The organism is Pseudomonas sp. A25(2017) (assembly GCF_002001065.1).
GTDB lineage: Bacteria > Pseudomonadota > Gammaproteobacteria > Pseudomonadales > Pseudomonadaceae > Aquipseudomonas > Aquipseudomonas kilonensis.
Genome location: NZ_MUOA01000116.1, coordinates 1 through 21,485 on the forward strand (window position 1 = coordinate 1; position 21,485 = coordinate 21,485).

19 protein-coding genes, 1 pseudogene and 1 riboswitch are annotated in these 21,485 nt (G+C 61.1%); of the genes and pseudogenes, 12 read left to right on the plus strand and 8 right to left on the minus strand.

Annotated features, from left to right (window positions below; all coding sequences use genetic code 11):
- The 3 genes from B0E42_RS31345 to metK all read left to right on the plus strand — a co-directional run.
- A partial coding sequence (locus B0E42_RS31345) for a hypothetical protein (protein ID WP_139213039.1) occupies positions 1-232 on the plus strand: 232 nt, incomplete at its 5' end.
- Positions 233-242: 10 nt separating this feature from the next.
- Entirely contained in the window at positions 243-1,238 is a 996-nt protein-coding gene (locus B0E42_RS26535; protein ID WP_077508414.1) for a metalloregulator ArsR/SmtB family transcription factor, read from the plus strand.
- Positions 1,239-1,257: 19 nt separating this feature from the next.
- Complete coding sequence (gene metK, locus B0E42_RS26540; protein ID WP_014340628.1) at positions 1,258-2,448, plus strand: methionine adenosyltransferase; 1,191 nt, start codon at positions 1,258-1,260, stop codon at positions 2,446-2,448.
- 190 nt (positions 2,449-2,638) lie between these two features.
- Here the strand turns inward: metK and B0E42_RS26545 are convergent, their stop codons facing one another.
- Positions 2,639-3,259 carry a LysE family translocator gene (locus B0E42_RS26545; RefSeq protein ID WP_053182677.1) on the minus strand — a complete coding sequence of 207 codons (621 nt, stop codon included), beginning with the start codon at positions 3,257-3,259 and terminating at the stop codon, positions 2,639-2,641.
- A gap of 206 nt (positions 3,260-3,465) precedes the next feature.
- Here B0E42_RS26545 and ligB point away from each other — a divergent pair, with 206 nt between their 5' ends.
- Both ligB and B0E42_RS26555 read left to right on the plus strand, forming a co-directional pair.
- Positions 3,466-5,139, plus strand: coding sequence for an NAD-dependent DNA ligase LigB (ligB, locus tag B0E42_RS26550; protein WP_077508416.1), 1,674 nt, complete (start codon positions 3,466-3,468; stop codon positions 5,137-5,139).
- Positions 5,140-5,229: 90 nt separating this feature from the next.
- Positions 5,230-5,625: a DUF1090 domain-containing protein gene (locus tag B0E42_RS26555; protein WP_014340631.1), complete on the plus strand. Its 396-nt coding sequence runs from the start codon at positions 5,230-5,232 to the stop codon at positions 5,623-5,625.
- Positions 5,626-5,710: 85 nt separating this feature from the next.
- On the opposite strand, the gene B0E42_RS26560 is transcribed toward B0E42_RS26555, so the two are convergent.
- Complete coding sequence (locus tag B0E42_RS26560) at positions 5,711-6,160, minus strand: cytochrome c (RefSeq protein WP_077508418.1); 450 nt, start codon at positions 6,158-6,160, stop codon at positions 5,711-5,713.
- 125 nt (positions 6,161-6,285) lie between these two features.
- Between B0E42_RS26560 and B0E42_RS26565 the strand changes: the two genes are divergently transcribed.
- Positions 6,286-7,473: a murein transglycosylase A gene (locus B0E42_RS26565; protein WP_018605044.1), complete on the plus strand. Its 1,188-nt coding sequence runs from the start codon at positions 6,286-6,288 to the stop codon at positions 7,471-7,473.
- A 154-nt stretch (positions 7,474-7,627) separates the two neighbouring features.
- On the opposite strand, the gene B0E42_RS26570 is transcribed toward B0E42_RS26565, so the two are convergent.
- Positions 7,628-8,011 (minus strand): MAPEG family protein, encoded by a 384-nt coding sequence (locus B0E42_RS26570; RefSeq protein ID WP_018605043.1) that lies wholly within the window; start codon positions 8,009-8,011, stop codon positions 7,628-7,630.
- A 52-nt stretch (positions 8,012-8,063) separates the two neighbouring features.
- Positions 8,064-8,897 carry an EamA family transporter gene (locus tag B0E42_RS26575; RefSeq protein WP_018605042.1) on the minus strand — a complete coding sequence of 278 codons (834 nt, stop codon included), beginning with the start codon at positions 8,895-8,897 and terminating at the stop codon, positions 8,064-8,066.
- Positions 8,898-9,099: 202 nt separating this feature from the next.
- Here B0E42_RS26575 and B0E42_RS26580 point away from each other — a divergent pair, with 202 nt between their 5' ends.
- Both B0E42_RS26580 and B0E42_RS26585 read left to right on the plus strand, forming a co-directional pair.
- Positions 9,100-10,260, plus strand: coding sequence for an MFS transporter (locus B0E42_RS26580; protein WP_053182689.1), 1,161 nt, complete (start codon positions 9,100-9,102; stop codon positions 10,258-10,260).
- 407 nt (positions 10,261-10,667) lie between these two features.
- On the plus strand, positions 10,668-12,461 hold the full coding sequence (locus B0E42_RS26585) for a patatin-like phospholipase family protein (RefSeq protein ID WP_077508420.1): 1,794 nt from the start codon (positions 10,668-10,670) through the stop codon (positions 12,459-12,461).
- 4 nt (positions 12,462-12,465) lie between these two features.
- Here the strand turns inward: B0E42_RS26585 and B0E42_RS26590 are convergent, their stop codons facing one another.
- Complete coding sequence (locus tag B0E42_RS26590) at positions 12,466-13,347, minus strand: formate/nitrite transporter family protein (RefSeq protein ID WP_077508422.1); 882 nt, start codon at positions 13,345-13,347, stop codon at positions 12,466-12,468.
- A 184-nt stretch (positions 13,348-13,531) separates the two neighbouring features.
- Positions 13,532-13,933 carry an acyl-CoA thioesterase gene (locus B0E42_RS26595; protein ID WP_053190006.1) on the minus strand — a complete coding sequence of 134 codons (402 nt, stop codon included), beginning with the start codon at positions 13,931-13,933 and terminating at the stop codon, positions 13,532-13,534.
- Positions 13,934-14,125: 192 nt separating this feature from the next.
- Positions 14,126-14,233, plus strand: a riboswitch (S-adenosyl-L-homocysteine riboswitch).
- Positions 14,234-14,256: 23 nt separating this feature from the next.
- Here B0E42_RS26595 and ahcY point away from each other — a divergent pair.
- The 4 genes and pseudogenes from ahcY (at position 14,257) to B0E42_RS26615 (ending at position 19,815) form a co-directional block, all read left to right on the plus strand.
- On the plus strand, positions 14,257-15,666 hold the full coding sequence (gene ahcY / locus B0E42_RS26600) for an adenosylhomocysteinase (protein ID WP_053182694.1): 1,410 nt from the start codon (positions 14,257-14,259) through the stop codon (positions 15,664-15,666).
- A 188-nt stretch (positions 15,667-15,854) separates the two neighbouring features.
- Complete coding sequence (gene metF / locus B0E42_RS26605; RefSeq protein WP_018605035.1) at positions 15,855-16,700, plus strand: methylenetetrahydrofolate reductase [NAD(P)H]; 846 nt, start codon at positions 15,855-15,857, stop codon at positions 16,698-16,700.
- A 201-nt stretch (positions 16,701-16,901) separates the two neighbouring features.
- A pseudogene (locus tag B0E42_RS26610) lies at positions 16,902-17,712 on the plus strand (substrate-binding periplasmic protein); the annotation flags it as partial.
- Positions 17,713-17,943: 231 nt separating this feature from the next.
- Positions 17,944-19,815, plus strand: coding sequence for a DEAD/DEAH box helicase (locus B0E42_RS26615; RefSeq protein ID WP_053190008.1), 1,872 nt, complete (start codon positions 17,944-17,946; stop codon positions 19,813-19,815).
- A gap of 468 nt (positions 19,816-20,283) precedes the next feature.
- On the opposite strand, the gene B0E42_RS26620 is transcribed toward B0E42_RS26615, so the two are convergent.
- On the minus strand, positions 20,284-20,880 hold the full coding sequence (locus B0E42_RS26620; protein ID WP_077508424.1) for a YceI family protein: 597 nt from the start codon (positions 20,878-20,880) through the stop codon (positions 20,284-20,286).
- A gap of 32 nt (positions 20,881-20,912) precedes the next feature.
- The gene (locus B0E42_RS26625; RefSeq protein WP_018609573.1) at positions 20,913-21,464 is read right to left on the minus strand and encodes a cytochrome b; all 552 of its coding nucleotides are present in this window, start codon (positions 21,462-21,464) and stop codon (positions 20,913-20,915) included.
- Between the last annotated feature and the right edge of the window lie 21 nt (positions 21,465-21,485).

A 21,485-nucleotide genomic window follows, 5' to 3' on the forward strand; every position in this document is an offset into this window, starting at 1 on the left:
AATGAATAAAATGGAACTGAAAAAAGGCGAGCATTTTCCCTCACCCACCCACCCCGGGGCAATGACAGATAGTCATCCTTGGGCGTTTTTCCGGTGGATAAAGCCGCATTCACCAGGTGAAACCTTTCCGCTGATGGTTTGTAGAGTCAAGCACACGTCGGGAAGTGCCATTTATCCACCAATATCAAAACTTTTTGATATTGAACTTGCAGGGTTCCAATCCCCTCACTAGACTGCCGCACATGAACTTACCTGCACCTTCCATTCGCCATGACGACTGCGATGAGCTGGCGGCCCTTTGCAAGGCCGGCGGCGATCCGTTGCGGCTCAATGTATTGCGCGCCCTGGCCAATGACTCGTTCGGCGTGCTGGAGCTGGCGCAGATATTCGGCATCGGTCAGTCCGGGATGAGCCACCACCTCAAGGTCCTGGCCCAGGCGGACCTGGTGGCGACCCGCCGGGAAGGCAACGCCATTTTCTATCGCCGCGCCCTGCCCCACACCGAGCTGCTGGGCGGCAAGCTGCACGCGGCGCTGCTGGACGAAGTGGACGCGCTGAACCTGCCAATCGACGTGCAGGCTCGCATCGCCCAGGTACACGGGCAACGGGCCGCCGCCAGCCAGGACTTCTTCGCCCGGGTCGCCGAGAAATTTCGCGCCCAGCAAGACCTGATCGCCGGCTTGCCGCAATACCGCGAAAGCGTCGTGGCGCTGCTCGACAAACTAAGCTTCCAAGCCACGGCCACGGCGATCGAAGTCGGCCCCGGCGATGGCGCCTTTCTGCCGGAGCTGGCGCGACGCTTCAGCCAGGTGACGGCGCTGGACAACAGCCCGGCCATGCTCGAATTGGCGCGCCAGGTGTGTGAACGCGAGGCCCTGGCTAACGTCAGCCTGCAACTGGCCGACGCCCTGGATGGCATGAGCCTGCAGGCCGACTGCGTAGTATTGAACATGGTGCTTCATCATTTCGCCGCGCCGGCCGATGCACTCAGGCACATGGCCGCCCTGCTGCAACCGGGCGGCAGCCTGCTGGTGACGGAGTTATGCAGTCACAACCAGAGCTGGGCCAGGGAGGCCTGTGGCGATCTCTGGCTCGGCTTCGAACAGGACGACCTGGCCCGCTGGGCCACCGCTGCGGGCCTCGTGCCCGGGGAAAGCCTTTATGTAGGCTTACGTAATGGTTTCCAGATCCAGGTCCGCCACTTTCAGCGGCCGACTGGCGACACTCACCAACGGTAACTTGTAGGAAAACATCGAGATGAGCGAATACTCCCTTTTCACCTCCGAGTCCGTGTCTGAAGGGCATCCGGACAAAATCGCCGACCAGATTTCTGATGCGGTGCTGGACGCCATCATTGCTGAAGACAAGTTCGCCCGCGTGGCGTGCGAGACTCTGGTGAAAACGGGCGTGGCGATCATCGCCGGCGAAGTCACTACTTCGGCCTGGGTCGACCTGGAACAGATCGTCCGCGACGTGATCCTGGGCATTGGCTACAACAGCTCCGACGTCGGCTTCGACGGCGCGACCTGCGGCGTAATGAACATCATTGGCAAGCAGTCCCCCGACATCAACCAAGGCGTTGACCGGGCCAAGCCGGAAGACCAGGGTGCCGGCGACCAGGGCCTGATGTTCGGCTACGCCAGCAACGAGACCGACGTGCTGATGCCGGCCCCGATCACCTTCTCGCACCAGTTGGTTCAACGCCAGGCCGAGGCCCGTAAATCCGGGCTGCTACCTTGGCTGCGCCCGGACGCCAAGTCCCAGGTGACCTGCCGTTACGAAGGCGGCAAGGTGGTCGGTATCGATGCCGTCGTCCTGTCGACCCAGCACAACCCCGATGTGTCCTACAAAGACCTGCGCGAAGGCGTGATGGAACTGATCGTCAAGCACGTGCTGCCTGCCGAGTTGCTGTCCAAGGACACCCAGTTCCACATCAACCCGACCGGCCAGTTCATCATCGGCGGCCCGGTGGGCGACTGCGGCCTGACCGGTCGCAAGATCATCGTCGACAGCTACGGCGGCATGGCCCGTCACGGCGGCGGCGCGTTCTCCGGCAAGGACCCTTCGAAGGTTGACCGTTCGGCGGCCTACGCCGGCCGTTATGTCGCCAAGAACATCGTCGCCGCCGGCCTGGCCGAGCGCTGCGAGATCCAGGTGTCCTACGCCATTGGCGTGGCCCAGCCTACGTCGATCTCGCTGAATACCTTCGGCACCGGCAAGATCGGCGATGACAAGATCATCAACCTGGTCCGTGAAGTGTTCGACCTGCGTCCATACGCCATCACCACCATGCTCGACCTGCTGCACCCGATGTACCAGGACACTGCAGCCTATGGCCACTTCGGTCGTACGCCGCAGATCAAAACCGTGGGTGACGATACCTTCACCACCTTCACCTGGGAAAAAACCGACCGCGCCGACGCCCTGCGCGCCGCTGCCGGCCTGTAACACCGGCGTGTAAAGAAAAGCCCCTGGCGACTGTGTCGTCAGGGGCTTTTTCATGCCTGGCTCTTGAGGCGAGAGAATTTATCTGTGGGAGCAAGGCTTGCCCGCGATGAGGACAACGCGGTCCTTGCGGTAACGAGGCGCCTGCATCGCGGGCAAGCCTTGCTCCCACAAAACTCCCTCGCCATGCCGCTCAAGCCCGTCGTGCCACCAGCAAAAACGAAGCCGCACTGGCCAGCAGCCCAGCACACATCCGATTGAACAGGCGCTTGCCACTGGGCCGGGAAAACAAACGCCGCGCGTAAATACCCATGTAGCAATACAAGCCGATGGCGATGCACTCCAGCGCCAGGAACAAACCACCCAGCACGGCGAATTGTTGGGTGACGGTGCCTGTACGGTCGACGAATTGTGGCAGGAACGCGGTAAACAACAGAATCGCCTTCGGATTGCCGATCGCCACCAGGAACTCCTGGCGCGCCAGGCCGGCCCGGCTCATCGACGCGACCGCGGCTTCGCTGCCGGCCTCGGGCTGGGCCCGCCACAATTGCACCGCCAAATAGAACAGGTAACCGGCACCGACGAGCTTGATCCCCAGGAACAGCAACTCCGAGGTGTGCAGCACCGCAGTGAGCCCTACCGCCGCCAGGGCGATCATGATTGCAAACGCCAGCAACCGACCGATGCCGCCGCTGCACGCCCGGACGAAGCCATAACGCGAGGCATTACTGATGGACAGCAGGTTGTTCGGCCCCGGCGCCATGTTCAGCGCAAAGCAGGCCGGGATGAAAACAGCGAGCGTCGACAGTTCCATCGGGAGCATTCCAGGCAGCGGCGAATCGAAAGCCCATTCTGCGCCGGCCGCTGACGAGGGCAAGGCACAGTTGCGCGGCTAAATCACCTCGCACTGTACCGCCGCGACTTCGCCACCAGGCCCCGCAAAATCCGGTAACGCTCCAGGCCTCGCAACTTCCACGACAGTGGCTAGCCTTCAGTACTCAACCAAGCAAGGATGCTTCGATGCCACCGTTTTTGTATGCACTCGCCTGTCTTGTATTCATTGCCATTCCTGCGATTGCCGCGCCCTGTCCCGATTGGCCCACTGAACGCGCCCGGGCCGAGATCGCCGCGCTGCAACAGCAAATCGACACCTGGGACGACAGTTATCACCGCCTCGGCCAATCCCTGGTGGCCGACGAATTGTATGATCAATCCCGCACACAGTTGGGCCAGTGGCGCCGCTGCTTCAACCTCGCAGCCCCCGAAGATCCGCTGCGTTCAGTGGGCGCAAAGGTGCCGCACCCCGTTATCCATACGGGCCTGGAAAAACTGAAGGATGCCGACGCCGTGGGGGCCTGGCTGCACGGTCGAGAGGACGTCTGGGCCCAACCGAAAGTCGACGGCGTGGCGGTAACCCTGGTCTATCGCAAGGGTCGCCTGCATCAGGCAATCAGCCGTGGCGATGGCGTCCTCGGACATGACTGGACCACCAATGCGCGCAAGATCGGCGCCATCCCGCAACAACTGCGCCAGCCCGTAGACCTGGTCGTCCAGGGCGAGCTGTACTGGCACCTGGAGGCTCATGTCCAAGCCAGCAGCGGCAGCGTGAACGCCCGCGGGACCATGGCAGGCTTGATGGCACGCAGCAATTTGACGGTACACGATGGGGTATCTATCGGCCTGTTTGTCTGGGACTGGCCGGAAGGGCCGGAGACCCTGCCCGAGCGAATGGCCGCGCTGAACGCGTTGGGCTTCGCTGACACCCTCGACTACAACCAACCTGTGCGGACATTGGTCGATGCCGAGCAGTGGCGCGATCACTGGTACCGCACACCGCTGCCATTCGCCAGCGACGGGATCGTCCTGCACCAGAGCCGCCGCCCACCCGCCGACCGCTGGCAAGCCAGGGCGCCATTCTGGAGCGTCGCCTGGAAATACCCGTATGCCCAGGCGCTGGCCGAAGTGCGCAAGGTGCACTTCAAGGTCGGGCGTACCGGGCGCATCACGCCCGTACTGGAGCTTGAACGCATCCGGCTCGACGACCGGTGGATTCGCCGGGTAAGTGTCAGCTCCCTCAAGCGTTGGGAGGAGATGGACATTCGTCCCGGCGACCGGGTCGCCATCAGCTTGGCCGGGCTGACCATCCCACGGCTCGACAGCGTCGTGCTGCGCAGCGTCGAGCGGCAGGACCTCAACGCCCCTGCGGCAGCCGATTATCACTTCTTGAGTTGCTGGCAACCGACAACCGGCTGTGAAAGCCAATTCCTCGCACGACTGGGCTGGCTGAGCGGCAAACACGGGCTTGCCCTGCCCCACGTCGGCCCGGGCACCTGGGAAAAGCTGCTGGCCGCCGGACGAGTCGACGGATTGCTGGATTGGATGACCCTCGATGCCGCCGAGCTTGCTAACATTGCCGGCTTCGGCGAACACAGTAGCGCCCGCCTGCTCGCCAGCCTGGACAGCGCCCGGCAACGCCCTTTCGAGCAATGGCTCAAGGCCCTGGGCCTGCCGCCCGCGGGTGAGGCCCGGCTGGAGGGACCGTGGCGGGTGCTGGCCGAACGCACTACCGAACAATGGCAAGCCGAGGCCGGCATCGGACCGGAACGCGCCGCGCAACTGAGCGCATTTTTTCGCGACCCGCAGGTGCTGGCCTTGAGTGACGAACTACGCTCCGCCGGGGTCGACGGTTTTTAATCCGGGCCCTGTGTGGTTGAACCCAAGGGGCAAGCATGCGTTCCAACAGCGCATCTGTACCGACCGCTCGCGATTTTTTACGGAGTTGCTATGAATTTCCTGTCCCCCGTTGCCCTGCTGGTTTTATGCAGTGCCATGGCCGCCCCTTTGATGGCGGACGAGCAAACCCCGGAGCTCACCGGCTGCGCGGCCAAGCGCCAGGGCATCATCAACCAGATCGAACTGGCCAAGTCCCGTGGCAACCAGGACCAGCAGGCAGGCCTGGAAACCGCGTTGAGTGAAGTCACCAGCCATTGCACCGATGCATCCCTGCGCAAGGAGCGTGAAAACAAGGTGCTTGATGCCAAGCACGAGGTCAGCCGGCGTCAGGCCGACCTGGAAAAGGCCATGAAGAAAGGCGACGCCGAGCGGATCAACAAACGCAAGGACAAGCTGGCGGCCTCCCGCAAGGAACTGCAGGAAGCGGTGGATGAGTTGGATAAGTGAACATTGAAAAGATCGCGGGCTCCTACAGGTTGAATGCGCCCCCCTGTAATTGGAGCTGGCGAAGCCTGCGATCTTTCAAGACATGTCAATGATCCCGAAACTCCTTGTGACAGGCACTGCACGCATCCTCGACCTTTTGCACCGCCGGCCCCAAGTAACTGGCCTTGTAGGGTTGGACGTTGCTGGCAATCACCAACTCACCGGTAGCGGCTTCAAGGTTGCGGGCCAGCGCCTGGAAACGCGCCTGCTTTTGCCAGACATCATCCAGGGCGCTGGTGTGGTCTTGTTCGCGCACCTGCGGGAAGTGTTTCCACGGTTCATGGGAGAGTTGATCCAGTTGCGTCGCTCCCTCGGCGAATCGTGCGCCATCGAACGGGACTCGACCGCGCAACATGCCGCCCAACTCTTCGTTGGTCTTGAGCATCTGCTTGAAGATCGCCTTGCGCTGGCCAAGGGGAGAATTGGGATCGACGCCGCCACAGGCGGACAACATCAGGCAGGCCAGCACGGCCATGGAAAATCGTTTTACAAACATCTTGGCCTCGGGACAGGAAACGGCAGTTAGTATCCTCGGGTCATCGGTAAAGACCAATGCCCCTATCAACAATACGGGTTGTTCGAGCACCTGACAGCGCCCGGATGACTGCAAAGGAAATCTTCATGAACAGCCGCATCAAGACCTGGCACAAAGGCCTGGCATTGACCCTACCGCTGATCGCACTGTTGGCCGGTTGTAATCGCGGAGAAAAGGTCGAAGCACCTCAGACCCACGCCCTCGCCACCTATGTCAGCGCACCGTGGGAGGCACTGCCGTCGGTGTCCGATGCAGACCTGCTGGCCGGTTTCGGCTCCTGGCGCAGTGCCTGCACCCGGCTCAAGGCCGATGCGACCTGGGGCCCGACCTGCGCGGCAGCGGCCAATGTGCCGCAAACCCCACAGGATGTACGCAATTTCCTGAAACAAAACCTGGACGTCTATGGCCTGCGCTCAGGGGACAACAGCCCCAACGGCCTGATTACCGGCTATTACGAGCCGGTCTACCCCGGCAGTCTCACCCAGACCGCCACGGCGAATATCCCGGTCTACGGTGTGCCGGAGGACATGATCGTTGTGTCGCTGGACAGCATTTACCCTGAGCTCAAGGGCAAACGCCTGCGTGGCCGCCTCGAAGGCCGGGTGCTCAAGCCATACGACGACGCGGCCACCATCGAAACCAACGGGGTGAAGGCGCCGGTCATCGCCTGGCTGACCGACCCCATGAACCTGCAATTCCTGCAAATCCAGGGTTCGGGACGTATTCGACTCGCCGATGGCCGCCAACTGCGCATCGGTTATGCCGACCAGAACGGCCACCCTTACCGCCCCATCGGGCGCTGGCTGGTTGAACAGGGCGAGCTGAAGAAAGAAGACGTGACCATGGGCACCATCAGTGCCTGGGCCAAGGCCAACCCGAACCGTATTCCCGAATTGCTGGGCAGCAACCCCAGCTACGTGTTCTTCAACCGTAACCCCGACAGCAACGAAGGCCCGCGAGGCTCGCTGAATGTACCGCTGACAGCCGGCTACAGCGTGGCGGTGGACCGCAAGGTGATTCCGCTGGGCAGCCTGCTGTGGCTATCCACCACGCGCCCTGACGGCAGCACCTTGAACCGGCCCGTCGCCGCCCAGGACACTGGTGGTGCAATTGCCGGTGAAGTGCGGGCGGACCTGTTCTGGGGCACGGGCGAGGCGGCCGGGCAACTGGCCGGGGACATGAAGCAACAGGGCCAGATCTGGATGCTCTGGCCCAAGGGCATGGCGTTGCCGCAAGTACCGCAGGTGGCAAATGCGGTGACCGCCAACCCCTAAAGAGATGCGTTGATTGTCCCGGCCCCATCGCGAGCAAGCCCGCTCCCACAGTTGATATCAGTGAATACATATTTTGTGTACACACCAGATCCATTGTGGGAGCGAGCCTGCTCGCGATGGGGCCAGCACAGACACCGAAAATCAAAAACCAGGCTCAGACCGAAACAAAGAAGAAACTCAAGACCAACCCCACCCCCACGAACCACACCAGCGAACGCAGGATCGCCCAGTCCGCCAGATAGCAAATGATGTAGAGCAGGCGACTGGTGATGAACAGCACCGCCAGCACATTGATGGTCACCAGCTCGGCATTGCCGGCCAGGTGCGCGACGATCACGGCGGCGGCGAAAAACGGGCTGATTTCAAAGCTGTTCAGTTGCGCAGCGAAAGCGCGCCGGGGAGCACCTTCGAGTGAGTCGAGAAAATCCCGAGGGTCGTGGTTATCCCGTAACCGGTATCTGCCACCGGCCTTGGCGATCCCGACACACAGGTAAGGCAGGAGAAAGGCAATCAAAATACACCACAGGGCAACCGTCATTGACGCAGTTCCTTCTTTGAGTTTTATAGAAAATCGCGAGTCCGGACACTGGTCAGAACTTCATCACCAGCATGCCAACCAACACCAGCCCGCAGGCTAAGAGCCGCGGCAAGCCAAAAGGTTCTTTCAGGTAACGCATGCCGAACAGCACCACCAGGATCACGCTGATCTCCCGCAGCGCCGCCGCTTCGGCGATCGAGCCCAGTTGCATGGCCCACAGCACCAGAGCGTAGCTGAACAATACGCAGAATCCGACCGCCAACCCCAACCGCCACTGCTCACGCCAGAACCGCATGAAGGCCGGCCGCTTGCTCACCAGCGCCAGCAACGGGAACGGCCAGGCACTGAGCAGCGTGACCCAGACCAGGTAATCCAGCGGATGGGACCAGCGCCGCAGAGCGTGACCGTCGATATAGGTGTAGCAACCGATGCACAGGCCAATCAGCGCCACCACCGGCAGCATCGACCAGGGCAGCCGCTCGCCACCGCCGCCCTGCCACAACAGGCAAAGCATGCCGAACGGGATCAGCAAAATGCCGATGACCTGCTGGGTCGTCAGCGCTTCACCGGCGAACATAAATGTCAGCGCCAGCACCACCAGCGGCGACAGGCCGCGCATCAGCGGATAGACCAGCCCCAGGTCACCGACCCGATACGCCTGGATCAGCAAATAGCGATAGAGCAGCTCGAACGCCGCCGACGCCAGGATCCACGGCCAGATCTCCAACGGCGGCAAGGCCACGAAACCCAGTGCCAGCGCGACGAACAGCAAGGCGACGCTGTCCATGCACGCCACCACCAGCAAACGCTCGCCACTGAACTTGATCAGCGTATTCCACGCCGCATGCAACAGCGCTGCTACCAACACCAAGGCCGTCGCAAGCACGGCACGCTCCTTGTCCCCGATCCTACGATCATCGGGCTCATGAATTGATTCGCTATCGTTTATACTGCAAACCGACCACGCCGCACTCAGTTGCGCATACACCTATTCCAATAATCTCGCTGTTGCCCCGCTCATTCGAAGGGGGGCGCCGGCATGCGTATGCCTGATCAGAGCGTCAAGACTACAGACAGAGACCTTGCGCATGCCACTCGCCTTGCTTGCTTTGGCCGTTGCCGCTTTCGGCATCGGCACGACTGAATTCGTCATCATGGGCCTGTTGCCCGATGTCGCCCGGGACCTGGCCGTAAGCATCCCCCAGGCCGGCCTGCTGATCACTGGCTACGCCCTGGGTGTGGTCTTTGGCGCACCGATCCTGGCGATTGGCACCGCCAACATGCCGCGCAAGGCCACGCTGCTGGGCATGACCCTGATGTTCATCCTCGGCAACGTGCTCTGCGCCCTGGCGCCGAACTACGCCACGCTGATGGCCGCCCGGGTCATTACTGCGCTGTGCCACGGAGCGTTCTTTGGCATCGGTTCGGTGGTGGCGGCCGGGTTGGTGGCGCCGAACAAACGGGCCCAGGCGATTGCCATGATGTTCACCGGCCTGACCCTGGCCAACGTGCTGGGCGTACCGTTGGGCACGGCCCTGGGGCAATACGCCGGCTGGCGTTCGACGTTCTGGGCGGTATCGGTGATCGGCGTGATCGCCGCCATCGCCCAATGGGTCTGGCTACCCAAGGAAATCCCCATGGACAAAGCCAACCTGGCCAGCGAGTTCAAGGTGCTGGGCAAGGTCAACGTGTTGCTGGCTCTGGGCATGAGCGTACTGGCCTCCACCAGTTTGTTCAGCGTGTTCACCTACATCGCGCCGATCCTGCAGGACATCACCGGGGTCAGCCCCCACGGCATCACCGTCATGCTGCTGTTGTTCGGTGTCGGCCTGACGGCGGGCAGCTTCCTTGGCGGACGCCTGGCGGACCGGCGCCTGCTGCCTGCGCTGGTGGGCATGGCCCTGGCCGTGGTGCTGGTGCTGGCCGCGTTCAGCCAGACCAGCCGGTCGGTGATCCCGGCGGCAATTACCCTGGTGCTGTGGGGCGTCTTCGCCTTCGCCCTGTGCCCGATCCTGCAATTGCTGATCATCGACCAAGCCCACGAAGCACCGAACCTCGGCTCGACCCTGAACCAGAGTGCCTTCAACCTCGGCAACGCAGCCGGGGCGTGGATGGGTGGGTTGGTCGTCGCCAGTGGTGCCGACCTGGCGGATTTGCCGTGGACCGGGGCATTCGTCAGCGGCCTCACGGTATTGACCGCCTTGTTCTTTATCCAACGACAGCGACGCTTGGCGGCCGTCGTTGTTTGAGTGCCTGGGAAATCGGCCCTGCTCCTGAGCGAATGGGCGACGCTTTCAGTAAGAATGTTTCCCCATTCGTGCGGGCTGTTTTTACCTGTCGTCCAGAAGCCTTGTTCCAGAGCGCCTGCCATTAAAATCCGCCGAGGGCTGTTCGCAGCCGGCGGATGTTTGTCCAATTAAGTCGCAACGCAATCAGCCTGCAGATTTTGCTTAGAGTTCGGCCCCCACACTCGGTACAAGGACGAACCAGAATGCCAGGCCCAATCTCGCAACAATCCCTCCCCCCTAGCTCTCTCAAGAACAGCGACCAGACCGTAAAACAGGCGAATCCCGGAAATGCCTGCCTACTGGTAGACCGCGCTACAGACCGGTCTATATCCATCATTCGATATGGCGACGGTAGCGTCGAAGTCACTATGGATCGCCCCACCATTAGCGACCTGATCCTCAGTGGTGGTGGCGCCAAGGGAGCGGCCTATTCCGGACTCCTCAAAACCCTCGAAGCCAACGGCCTCATGGACAATATCAGAACGATTTCAGGCTCTTCTGCAGGGGCCATATCGGCCGCCGTACTCGCAAGCGGCATGAGTCACGCGCGTTTCGACCAGATTCTTGACGATATTCCCCTCACGTCGTTGCTCGACAGCACCAACGTTATCGTTAAAGCACTCCAGAATGTCTCGTCGAAGCTGGGCGAAAAACTGAAAAACCTTCCGCTGGCGCAATTGCTGTGTGATCTGTTGCCACGCCTGGGTTCCAAGGGGATGCCGCTGGAGAACTTGATCCGGGAGGAATCCTGCAAGGCGCTTCTACAACGCTGCAAAGATCACCCGGAACCTCTTTCCGAAAAAGCGCAACAAGCCGTTGCCAATGTGAGACGGAACGAATACGTCACCTTCGCCGACCTGGCCGTCCTGAGCAAAGAAATCCCACCGATCAAGACCGTGGAAATCACCGGCACCGCCATGTTCGAGGAAGACACGCAATTGCTGGTGTTCAGCGAGAAGACCACGCCTGACATGGACATTGCCGTGGCAGCGCTTATCTCCGCGTCGCTGCCGGTGGTGTTCAGCAAGCTGACCCAGCAAGGACTACCCTTCCAACAGAATGATGAGAAACGCACTGAAACCACGGCGTTTGCCGATGGCGGCATCCTGAACAACACACCGGTACCTGACATCTATAATCCGGCGACCTCCATGAGCCCGATCCCGGACAGAGAGTCTTTGATCCTGATATTCGAGGCGGAAGAATCGAACCAGGAAAACCAGCGAGGCACGGGCATCACGGCCCTGATCGACAAATTTCTCAATGCACCCCATACGGCCAGCTCTGTATGGAATGCCGAACAACTGAAGCGCTTTGCTGACCAGACCGTCGTGGTGCCGCTGAAATCCAATAAAGGTGATTACCGCGGCCTGTTGAGCGGGACAGTCAACTTCAGCATGTCCAAGGAGATCAAGGATCATCTCCAGGAAGAACTGCGCAAGAAAGTCCAAACCCATCTGGACGAGCACAACGCCACTCGACAAACCTTTTGGTTTGACTCAATCGAGGATGCGCTGTTGGCGTTGGGTGACAAGGCATTCGAGCAACTGAGCATAGAACTGGAAGACGACGAAACCTGCGCCGAGGCGATCACCTTCAGGCACCACGCACAACGGGCGTTGACGCAATTGAAGGAAGCGATCCAAGAGGCCGACAAGGCATCCACCAAACTTGAACCCACCCCACCGATGCACATGGCCATCTGGACCCTCGATCAGCTTGCGGACCAGCCCGGCAGGCTGGAATGGCTGGCAAAACGCCTCAATCACGGCAATGACCCGGACTTCATGCAGTTCCTCCAGGCCGCCGCCGAGTGGGACAGAGGCGCGCCGAATGCAACTTCCGAGGTGACCGGCCACGCCGTCGAGAAAATGCACCTGCAGGACATTGCCACCCGTATATCTAACGTCGTGCAACATGTGCTGAATCCCGCATGCTTTCTCGGCGGCCAACCCGACGCGAACATCAAGTTGATAAAAGGAGTCATCCGGGACCTGCTGGAACTGCAAGATCCAAAAGCATCCAAAAATTCGCTGGAGCAGAAGATCACATTCAGCAATTCACTTGAACGGGTTATCGCGAATTACAGGTCGCGCTACACCGGGATGCTTGATCCAAAGTCAACAACCCTCAAGATCTTGCGTAACATGCTATTCAAATAACCGCCTACTCCGAGTCAATGCGCTGCGCAGGCTTATCTGGGCGCTTATCTTTGGGCAGGCCCACTTCACTGCGGATCTGCGCATGGCTGATCAACGCGAAGATAAAGCTCCCGCCAACGATATTGCCCGACAACGTCGGCCCGGCAAACACCATCCAGAAATCCTCCCAGGACAACTGGCCGGCAAACACCAGGTAGGACACTTCGGCCGAGCCGACGACGATGTGGGTGAAATCCCCGAGCGCCATGAGGTAGGTGATCAGAATGATGATCCACATCTTGGCGCTTTCCATGGACGGGATCATCCAGACCATGGTGGCGATCATCCAGCCGGAAATGATGCCCTTGGCGAACATCTGGCCGGTGTCGTTCTCCATGACCTTGCGGCCGATTTCCAGGAAAGCCTGGTCGGTGCGCTGATCGAAGATCGGCAAGTGCAACATCACGTAGGCCACCAGCAAGGTGCCGCACAGGTTGCCCACCAGCACCACGCCCCAGAGCCGCAACAGCCGGCCGAAGTTGCCCAGCGTGGGTTTGCTCATGATCGGCAGCACGGCGGTCAGGGTGTTTTCGGTGAACAGTTGCTGGCGGGCCAGGATCACCGCGAGAAAGCCGGCGCAGTAACCGAAACTGGCGATCACCTTGAAGCCTTCGTGGTCCGGCAGCCGGGAGTTGAGCAAGCCCATCGCCATCAGCGACAGGCCCATGGTCAACCCCGCCGCCAGGGCCGACCACCAGAGCGCGGCGATACTGCGCTCCAGCTCCTGATTGCCCTGGGTGCGGATGATTTCGTGCAGCACCGCAGCCCGCGGTGGCTGGTTGCGGTCGACTTCGTGCTGTTCCTGAGCCGAAAGGTCAGGGGTCTTGCCTTCTTCATGAGTGTCCATACAGCTCCTGAACCGGTGGCGTGATGTACCTACGACACGCGGCGATCAGCGCTGTTCAGTGCGGTCTTAAACCGCCATCGCGAGCAGGCTCGCTCCCACAGTTGATCTTCAGCAAACGCACATTTTGCGCTCAACAGAAACCAGTGTGGGAGCGAGCCTGCTCGCGATAGGGGCACCGCCGATCTCACTCGACCACATCGTCCTTGAACTGATCCTTGACGTATGTGATCTCGGTCCGCCCATGAGGCGCGGGCAAGCCATCTTCGCCGAGGTTGACGAAGACCATCTTCTCCACAGTCAGGATGCTCTTGCGGGTGATTTTGTTGCGCACCTCGCAGGTCAGCGTGATGGAAGTACGACCAAACTCGATGGCGGTGATGCCCAGCTCGATGATGTCACCCTGGCGCGAAGCGCTGACGAAATTGATTTCCGAGATGTATTTGGTGACCACGCGCTGGTTGCCGAGCTGGACGATGGCATAGATCGCCGCCTCCTCGTCGATCCAGCGCAACAGGCTGCCGCCGAACAGCGTGCCGTTGGGGTTGAGGTCTTCGGGCTTGACCCATTTGCGGGTGTGGAAATTCATGATCACTCCTGAGTGTCTGGCCGTTGGATTGCTGCATCATGGCAGACCGCACGGCCAGGCTCTACGTCGTGGGCCCTATGACGGTCATCGGCAATTTCGATTTGCCGACAGAAACCCTTTTGGAAGATCCGATTAGCCCGTTATAATCGCCACCGTTTTACCTCGGTCCACGCTTTGGACCGTTCCCGCCACCTGTCCGAGGGGCGCTGCAGCAGGCTCGACCTGTCAGGCTCGGATGGGGCGTTGTTTGTACGGGGGCTCCCCGCACGGACACTAAACGCACAACGGCGCCCATTCGCATACATTACGAATGGAGACTCTTCATGAGCGCTGTTATCACGCCTGCCGATTTTACCGACTACAAAGTCGCCGACATGTCCCTGGCTGCCTGGGGCCGTCGCGAAATCATCATCGCCGAATCCGAAATGCCAGCCCTGATGGGCCTGCGCCGCAAGTACTCTGGCGAACAGCCATTGAAGGGCGCAAAAATCCTCGGCTGCATCCACATGACCATCCAGACCGCCGTGCTGATCGAAACCCTGGTTGCCCTGGGTGCCGAAGTGCGTTGGTCGTCCTGCAACATCTTCTCGACCCAGGACCAGGCCGCTGCCGCCATCGCTGCCGCTGGCATCCCGGTATTCGCCTGGAAAGGCGAGACCGAGCAAGAGTACGAGTGGTGCCTGGAGCAGACCATCCTCAAGGATGGCCAGCCGTGGGACACCAACATGATCCTCGACGACGGCGGCGACCTGACCGAGCTGCTGCACAAGAAGTACGCAGCCGTGCTGGAAAACGTCCACGGCGTGACCGAAGAGACCACCACTGGCGTGCACCGCCTGCTGGACATGCTGGCCAAGGGTGAACTGAAAATCCCGGCCATCAACGTCAACGACTCGGTGACCAAGAGCAAGAACGACAACAAGTACGGCTGCCGTCACAGCCTCAACGACGCCATCAAGCGCGGCACCGACCACCTGTTGTCGGGCAAGCAGGCGCTGGTGATCGGCTACGGTGACGTGGGCAAGGGTTCGGCCCAGTCCCTGCGTCAGGAAGGCATGATCGTCAAGGTCTCCGAAGTCGATCCGATCTGTGCCATGCAGGCCTGCATGGACGGTTTCGAGCTGGTTTCGCCGTTCATCGACGGGATCAACGACGGCTCCGAAGCCAGCATCGACAAGGCCCTGCTGGGCAAGATCGACCTGATCGTGACCACCACCGGCAACGTCAATGTCTGCGATGCCAACATGCTCAAGGCCCTGAAGAAGCGCGCCGTGGTCTGCAACATCGGTCACTTCGACAATGAAATCGACACCGCCTTCATGCGCAAGAACTGGGCATGGGAAGAAGTGAAGCCGCAGGTCCACAAGGTGCACCGCACCGGCACTGGCAGCTTCGACCCACAGAACGACGACTACCTGATCCTGCTGGCCGAAGGCCGCCTGGTTAACCTGGGTAACGCCACTGGCCACCCAAGCCGCATCATGGACGGTTCGTTCGCCAACCAGGTCCTGGCCCAGATCTTCCTGTTCGGCCAGAAATACGCCGACCTGTCGCCAGCCCAGAAAGCCGAGCGCCTGACCGTGGAAGTACTGCCCAAGAAACTCGACGAAGAAGTGGCCCTGGAAATGGTCCGCGGCTTCGGCGGCGTGGTCACCCAACTGACCAAGCAACAGGCTGACTACATCGGCGTCACCGTCGAAGGCCCGTTCAAGCCGCACGCTTACCGCTACTGATCGGCGCTATTGCCTGCTCTCCCTGTGGGAGCGGGCTGTGTGGGAGCAAGGCTTGCCCGCGATGAAAACGCCGCGGTCTCTCGAGGACCGCAGCGCCTGGATCGCGAGCAAGCTTTGCTCCCACACAGCCCACTCCCACATTGTGATGCGCAAGGCGTCCAGGCTTACGAGTTTCCAAGGATATGACCATGTCCCAAGACCGTCGCTACAGCTTCGAGTTCTTCCCGACGAAGACCGATGCTGGGCATGAAAAACTGATCGCCACTGCCCGTCAGCTGGCCAGCTACAACCCCGACTTCTTCTCCTGCACCTATGGCGCTGGCGGTTCGACCCGTGACCGCACCCTGAACACCGTGTTGCAGCTCGAAAGCGAAGTCAAAGTCCCGGCCGCCCCTCACCTGTCCTGCGTGGGTGATAGCAAGGACGACCTGCGAAGCCTGCTGACCCAGTACAAGGCCGCCGGCATCAAGCGCATCGTTGCCCTGCGCGGCGACCTGCCGTCAGGCATGGGCATGGCCAGCGGCGAGCTGCGCCACGCCAACGAACTGGTTGAATTCATTCGTGAAGAAACCGGCGATCACTTCCACATCGAAGTGGCTGCGTATCCGGAAATGCACCCCCAGGCGCGCAATTTCGAAGACGATCTGCGCAACTTCGTGCGCAAGGCCAACGCTGGCGCCAGCAGCGCGATCACCCAGTACTTCTTCAACGCCGACAGTTACTTCTACTTCGTCGAGCGCATACGCCAGTTGGGCGTCGACATTCCTGTCGTACCGGGAATCATGCCGATCACCAACTACAGCAAGCTGGCGCGCTTCTCCGACGCGTGCGGTGCAGAAATCCCACGCTGGATCCGCAAGCAACTGGAAGCCTACGGCGACGACTCCTCCAGCATCCAAAGCTTCGGCGAGGAAGTCATCACGCAAATGTGTGAGCGTCTGCTGCAAGGCGGTGCACCGGGGCTGCATTTCTATACCCTAAACCAGGCCGAACCCAGCCTTGCGGTATGGAACAACCTCAAGCTGCCGCGCTGAATGACTTAATGCGGTGGTACAAAGAGGCCTTGGCGAACACCAAGGCCTTTTTCATTCAGTGATCGAGCCTTACCCTGCAATGCGCTTGCATCGGTGATTGCCGCCGAGCCATCCATGAACACCGCAGGCAGGCAAAGGGCGACTGAGGCGCAGGCCAGAGCCCTCTAGCTATTTGATGAGCTCTCGTCGTAACCTCAGGCCATGCCCGTCATTGTCCAACTGCTGACCGCCCTTCTTTTCCTGTGCCTGAGCATGACTGCCCGGGCCGAAAAGTTGCGCATTGTCACCGAACCCTGGGCCCCGTACGTCTACGAAGAGAACGGCAAGATGCTCGGCCTGGACTACGAAACCACGGCCATTGTGTTCAAGCGCCTGGGTATCGATGTGGAATGGCAGTTCCTGCCGTGGAAGCGCTGCCTGGCGATGCTGGAGCAAGGGTTGGCGGACGGTGCGCTGGACATTTTCCACAGCAATGAACGCGATTCCACGCTGCTTTACCCCAGCGAACCGCTGTCGGACGTGGAGTTCGTGATGTTCTACGCCAATGCCCGACCCCACCCGTTCCGCACGCTCGATGACCTGGACGGCCTGACCGTCGGCACCTCGCCCGGCTATCTGTACAGCCAGGCCTTCAGTGAGTCGACGCTGTTCGCCCGTGAAACCGCGCCCACCCACGAAGCCAATTTCGGCAAGCTGCAACTGGGTCGGATCGACCTGCTTATCACCGACCGCAGGGTCGGCCGACATGTGCTCGAACAAATGCAGTTGGGCGACCAGATCACCGAAAACCCGATGGTCGTGAGTCGTCAAAGCCAATATCTGGCGGTTCGGCGCAGTGCCGGGATGGATTTGCTGGTGCAACGCTTCAGCGCCGAACTCAAGCGCTTCAAGCGCGAACCGGCCTATGCCGAACTGAGCGCTCGCTACGGCGCCGGCCCGACGGCCAAGGTCACCTCGCCCGGCCAGATCAACGTTGAAATAAACCGTTGAGCAGCAGGAAAGCGGCGCGCGGCGTTTGCTCTGTTATACTCCGGCCTTCCCGCCAGGCTCACGCCCGGACGCCCGGTCTTGCAAAAGGCATCCCGACACCGCTACAGCGCCGCCTACAGCCCGCGCGAGCCTTGTCCGGACCCGCCTTCGAGGCCCGGCAGGACCGGACGGGATGACGTCTTTTGGTTGAACGTCATTCGCGCCCGGCAAGACTATCCCATTGGGCCAGGCCCTCACTAAAACAGGATTACTCATGTCCTTTGCTTCCCTCGGTCTCTCCGAGGCTTTAGTCGGCGCCATCGAAGCCGCCGGCTATACCCAGCCTACCCCGGTGCAACAGCGGGCCATTCCCGCCGTGTTGCAAGGTCGCGACCTGATGGTCGCGGCGCAGACAGGTACTGGTAAAACCGGCGGTTTCGCCCTTCCGATCCTGGAGCGGTTGTTTCCCAACGGTCACCCAGACAAATCCCAGCGTCATGGCCCGCGCCAACCGCGCGTACTGGTCTTGACCCCTACCCGCGAACTGGCGGCCCAGGTTCACGAGAGCTTCAAGGTCTACGCTCGCGACCTGAAGTTCGTCAGCGCCTGCATTTTTGGCGGCGTGGGCATGAACCCCCAAGTCCAGGCCATGTCCCGTGGCGTCGATGTACTGGTCGCCTGCCCCGGTCGCCTGCTGGACCTGGCCGGCCAGGGCAGCGTCGACTTGTCCCACGTTGAAATCCTCGTGCTGGACGAAGCCGACCGCATGCTCGACATGGGCTTTGTCCATGACGTGAAGAAAGTCCTCGCCCGTCTGCCCGCCAAGCGTCAGAACCTGCTGTTTTCGGCGACGTTCTCCAAGGACATCACCGACCTGGCCGGCAAGCTGCTGCACAACCCGGAGCGCATCGAAGTCACGCCACCGAACACCACGGTCGAGCGCATCGAGCAACGCGTGTTCCGCCTGGCGGCTAGCCACAAGCGTGCCCTGCTCGCTCACCTGATTACCGCCGGTGCCTGGGAACAGGTCCTGGTGTTCACCCGCACCAAGCACGGCGCCAACCGCCTGGCCGAGTACCTGGACAAGCACGGCCTGCCGGCTGTGGCGATCCACGGCAACAAGAGCCAGAACGCCCGCACCAAGGCCCTCGCCGACTTCAAGGCCGGCGAAGTACGCATCCTGGTGGCCACTGATATCGCCGCCCGTGGCCTGGACATCGACCAGTTGCCTCACGTGGTCAACTTCGAGCTGCCAAACGTCGATGAAGACTACGTGCACCGTATCGGCCGTACTGGCCGGGCCGGTCGTTCGGGCGAAGCGATCTCGCTGGTCGCGCCGGACGAAGAAAAGCTGCTCAAAAGCATCGAGCGCATGACCAAGCAGAAAATTGCCGACGGCGACCTGATGGGCTTCGATGCCAGCACCATCGAGGCCGAGAAGCCTGAAGTACGCGAACGTCCGGACGTGCGCAATCCGCGCAATGCCCGCGGCCCACGCGGCGACGGTCCGAATGGCGGCGGTGGTGGTGGCGGCGGCCGCAAAGACAAAGGCAAGGACAAGGGCAAGGAAAAAACGGCCAGCAACAGCAATGGCCGCGGCGAACGCCCTGCCCGCGAGCAGAAGCCTCGCGAAGGCACACCCGCTCGTGAACAGCAGCGTCCAGCCCCACGCGCCGCAGCCGATCGTGCCCCGGATGAGTTCCTGGACGACGACGTCGACAACTTCGGTAACCGCGTCGACTACGTGCCGCAGCAGAAACCGGCCCAGGGTCGTGGTCGTCGCCCGGGTGCCCCCGCACAGGGTGCAGCTGCAGGCGCGCCGCGCAGTGGCCAGCCACAAGGCCGCCAGAACGGCCCGCGCAACAGCAACGGCTCGTCCACCGGTACGCCACCGGCCAAGCGCAGCGGCCCACGCAACGGTGCCCCGCGTGACGGCCAGGCTCGTCGCGATGACACCCGCCCGCGCCGCCCGGCCCATGACGACCAGCCTCGCCAGGAACCCGCCGTGCAGAACCCGCGCGGCAGCCAGCCGAAGATCATGCACAAGGAGTCGAAAGCCGATCGCTTCCCGACGCCTGAGCAACTGGATCAACTGCCAAGCCGTCCACGGGGCGAAAAACCGGCATTGCTGACGCGCAATCGCTGAGTTTTTCCAAGCTGTAAAAAATGCCCCGGGTCTCGCGACCCGGGGCATTTTTTTGGCCCAACACAATTCCAAAGGTGGGAGCGAGCTTGCTCGCGATAGCGGTGTATCAGTCAACATTGAAGTCGGCTGGTATGACGCCATCGCGAGCAGGCTCGCTCCCACATTGGATCTTCAGCAGCCACAAAATCCATGTGCACCTAGCCCCCCCTGTGGGAGCGAGCCTGCTCGCGATGGCGGCCTGAGGGCCAACTTCAAATTGCTGGCCGACCACAAATTCGTGGCGAGGGAGCTTGCTCCCGCTGGGGCGCGAAGCGGCCCCAACAGCAACGACTCCATCCATCTTGACGCACCGAGGTATCAGATTTAGGGGCTGCCCGCACCCACAGTTTTTTGTATCGCCGGAATCCGCGCAATAAAAAACGCCCCTGATCGCAAGACCAGGGGCGTTTTTTTTGTCAGGCGCGAAAGTTACTTCGCTTTGACACCTTCAAACGAGACATACAGTTCGACCGCGTCGGAGGTTGGGCCCAGGTCTTTCTGCTTGCCGAAGTCCGAACGCTTGATGCTGGTGGTGCCTTCGAAACCAGCACGGTAGCCGCCCCATGGATCCTTGCCTTCACCCAGGAAGGTGGCCTTGACCACCACCGGCTTGGTCACGCCCAGCAGGGTCAGGTCACCGGCCACATCGGCGGTTTCCTTGCCATCGGCATTTTTGCCGGTGGATTTGACGCTGGTGGAAACGAAGGTGGCCTTGCCGAATTTGCCCACGTTCAGGAAATCAGCGCTGGCGATGTGCTTGTCGCGCTCGGCGTGGTTGGTGAACACGCTGGCGGTGTTGACGTTGAACTCGATCTTGCTGGCTTCAGGCTTGGCGGCGTCGAAGCTGAACTTGCCGTCGATGTCCTTGAAGGTACCGGTGATGTAGCTATAGCCCAGGTGACTGATCTTGAAGTCGACGAAGGCGTGCTGGCCTTCCTTGTCGACCACGTAGTCGGCGGCCATGGCCTGGCCAGCGGACAGCAGGGCAGAACCGATTGCCAGGGCGGCGAGCGTCTTTTTCAACATGCTTTCTATTCCTTTGGAGTCGAGGTTGAACATCAGGCTTGGCGCCCCAGCATTCGCTTGAGGGTCGCGTCACGGTCGATAAAGTGGTGTTTCAATGCTGCCAACGCATGAAGGCCGGAGAAAATTACCAACGCCCACGCCAGGTAGAGGTGAATCTGGCCAGCGACGTCTGCCTGATCGGGCAGTCCGGACACCAGCGCGGGTACTTCAAACAGGCCAAACACCGGGATCCCGACACCGTCTGCGGTGGAAATCAGGTAACCGGCAATCATCACGGCGAACAACCCGAGATACAGTGCGCTATGGCCGAGCTTGGCGCCGACGCGGGTCAGGCGACCATAGGTTTGCAGGGTCGGTGGCGGCGGGCTGACAACGCGCCAGATCACCCGTAGCAACATGACCGCCAGCAGCACCAGGCCAATGCTCTTGTGCAGGTCCGGTGCGTCTTTTCGCCAGGTGCTGTAGTAATCCAGGCCAACCATCCACAGGCCCAGGGCAAACAGCCCGTAGACCGCCAGCGCAACGCCCCAGTGCACAGCGATACTGACCCAGCCATAGCGAGAAGAAGAGTTGCGTAGCTGCATTGCTCATTTCCTGTAAAAACT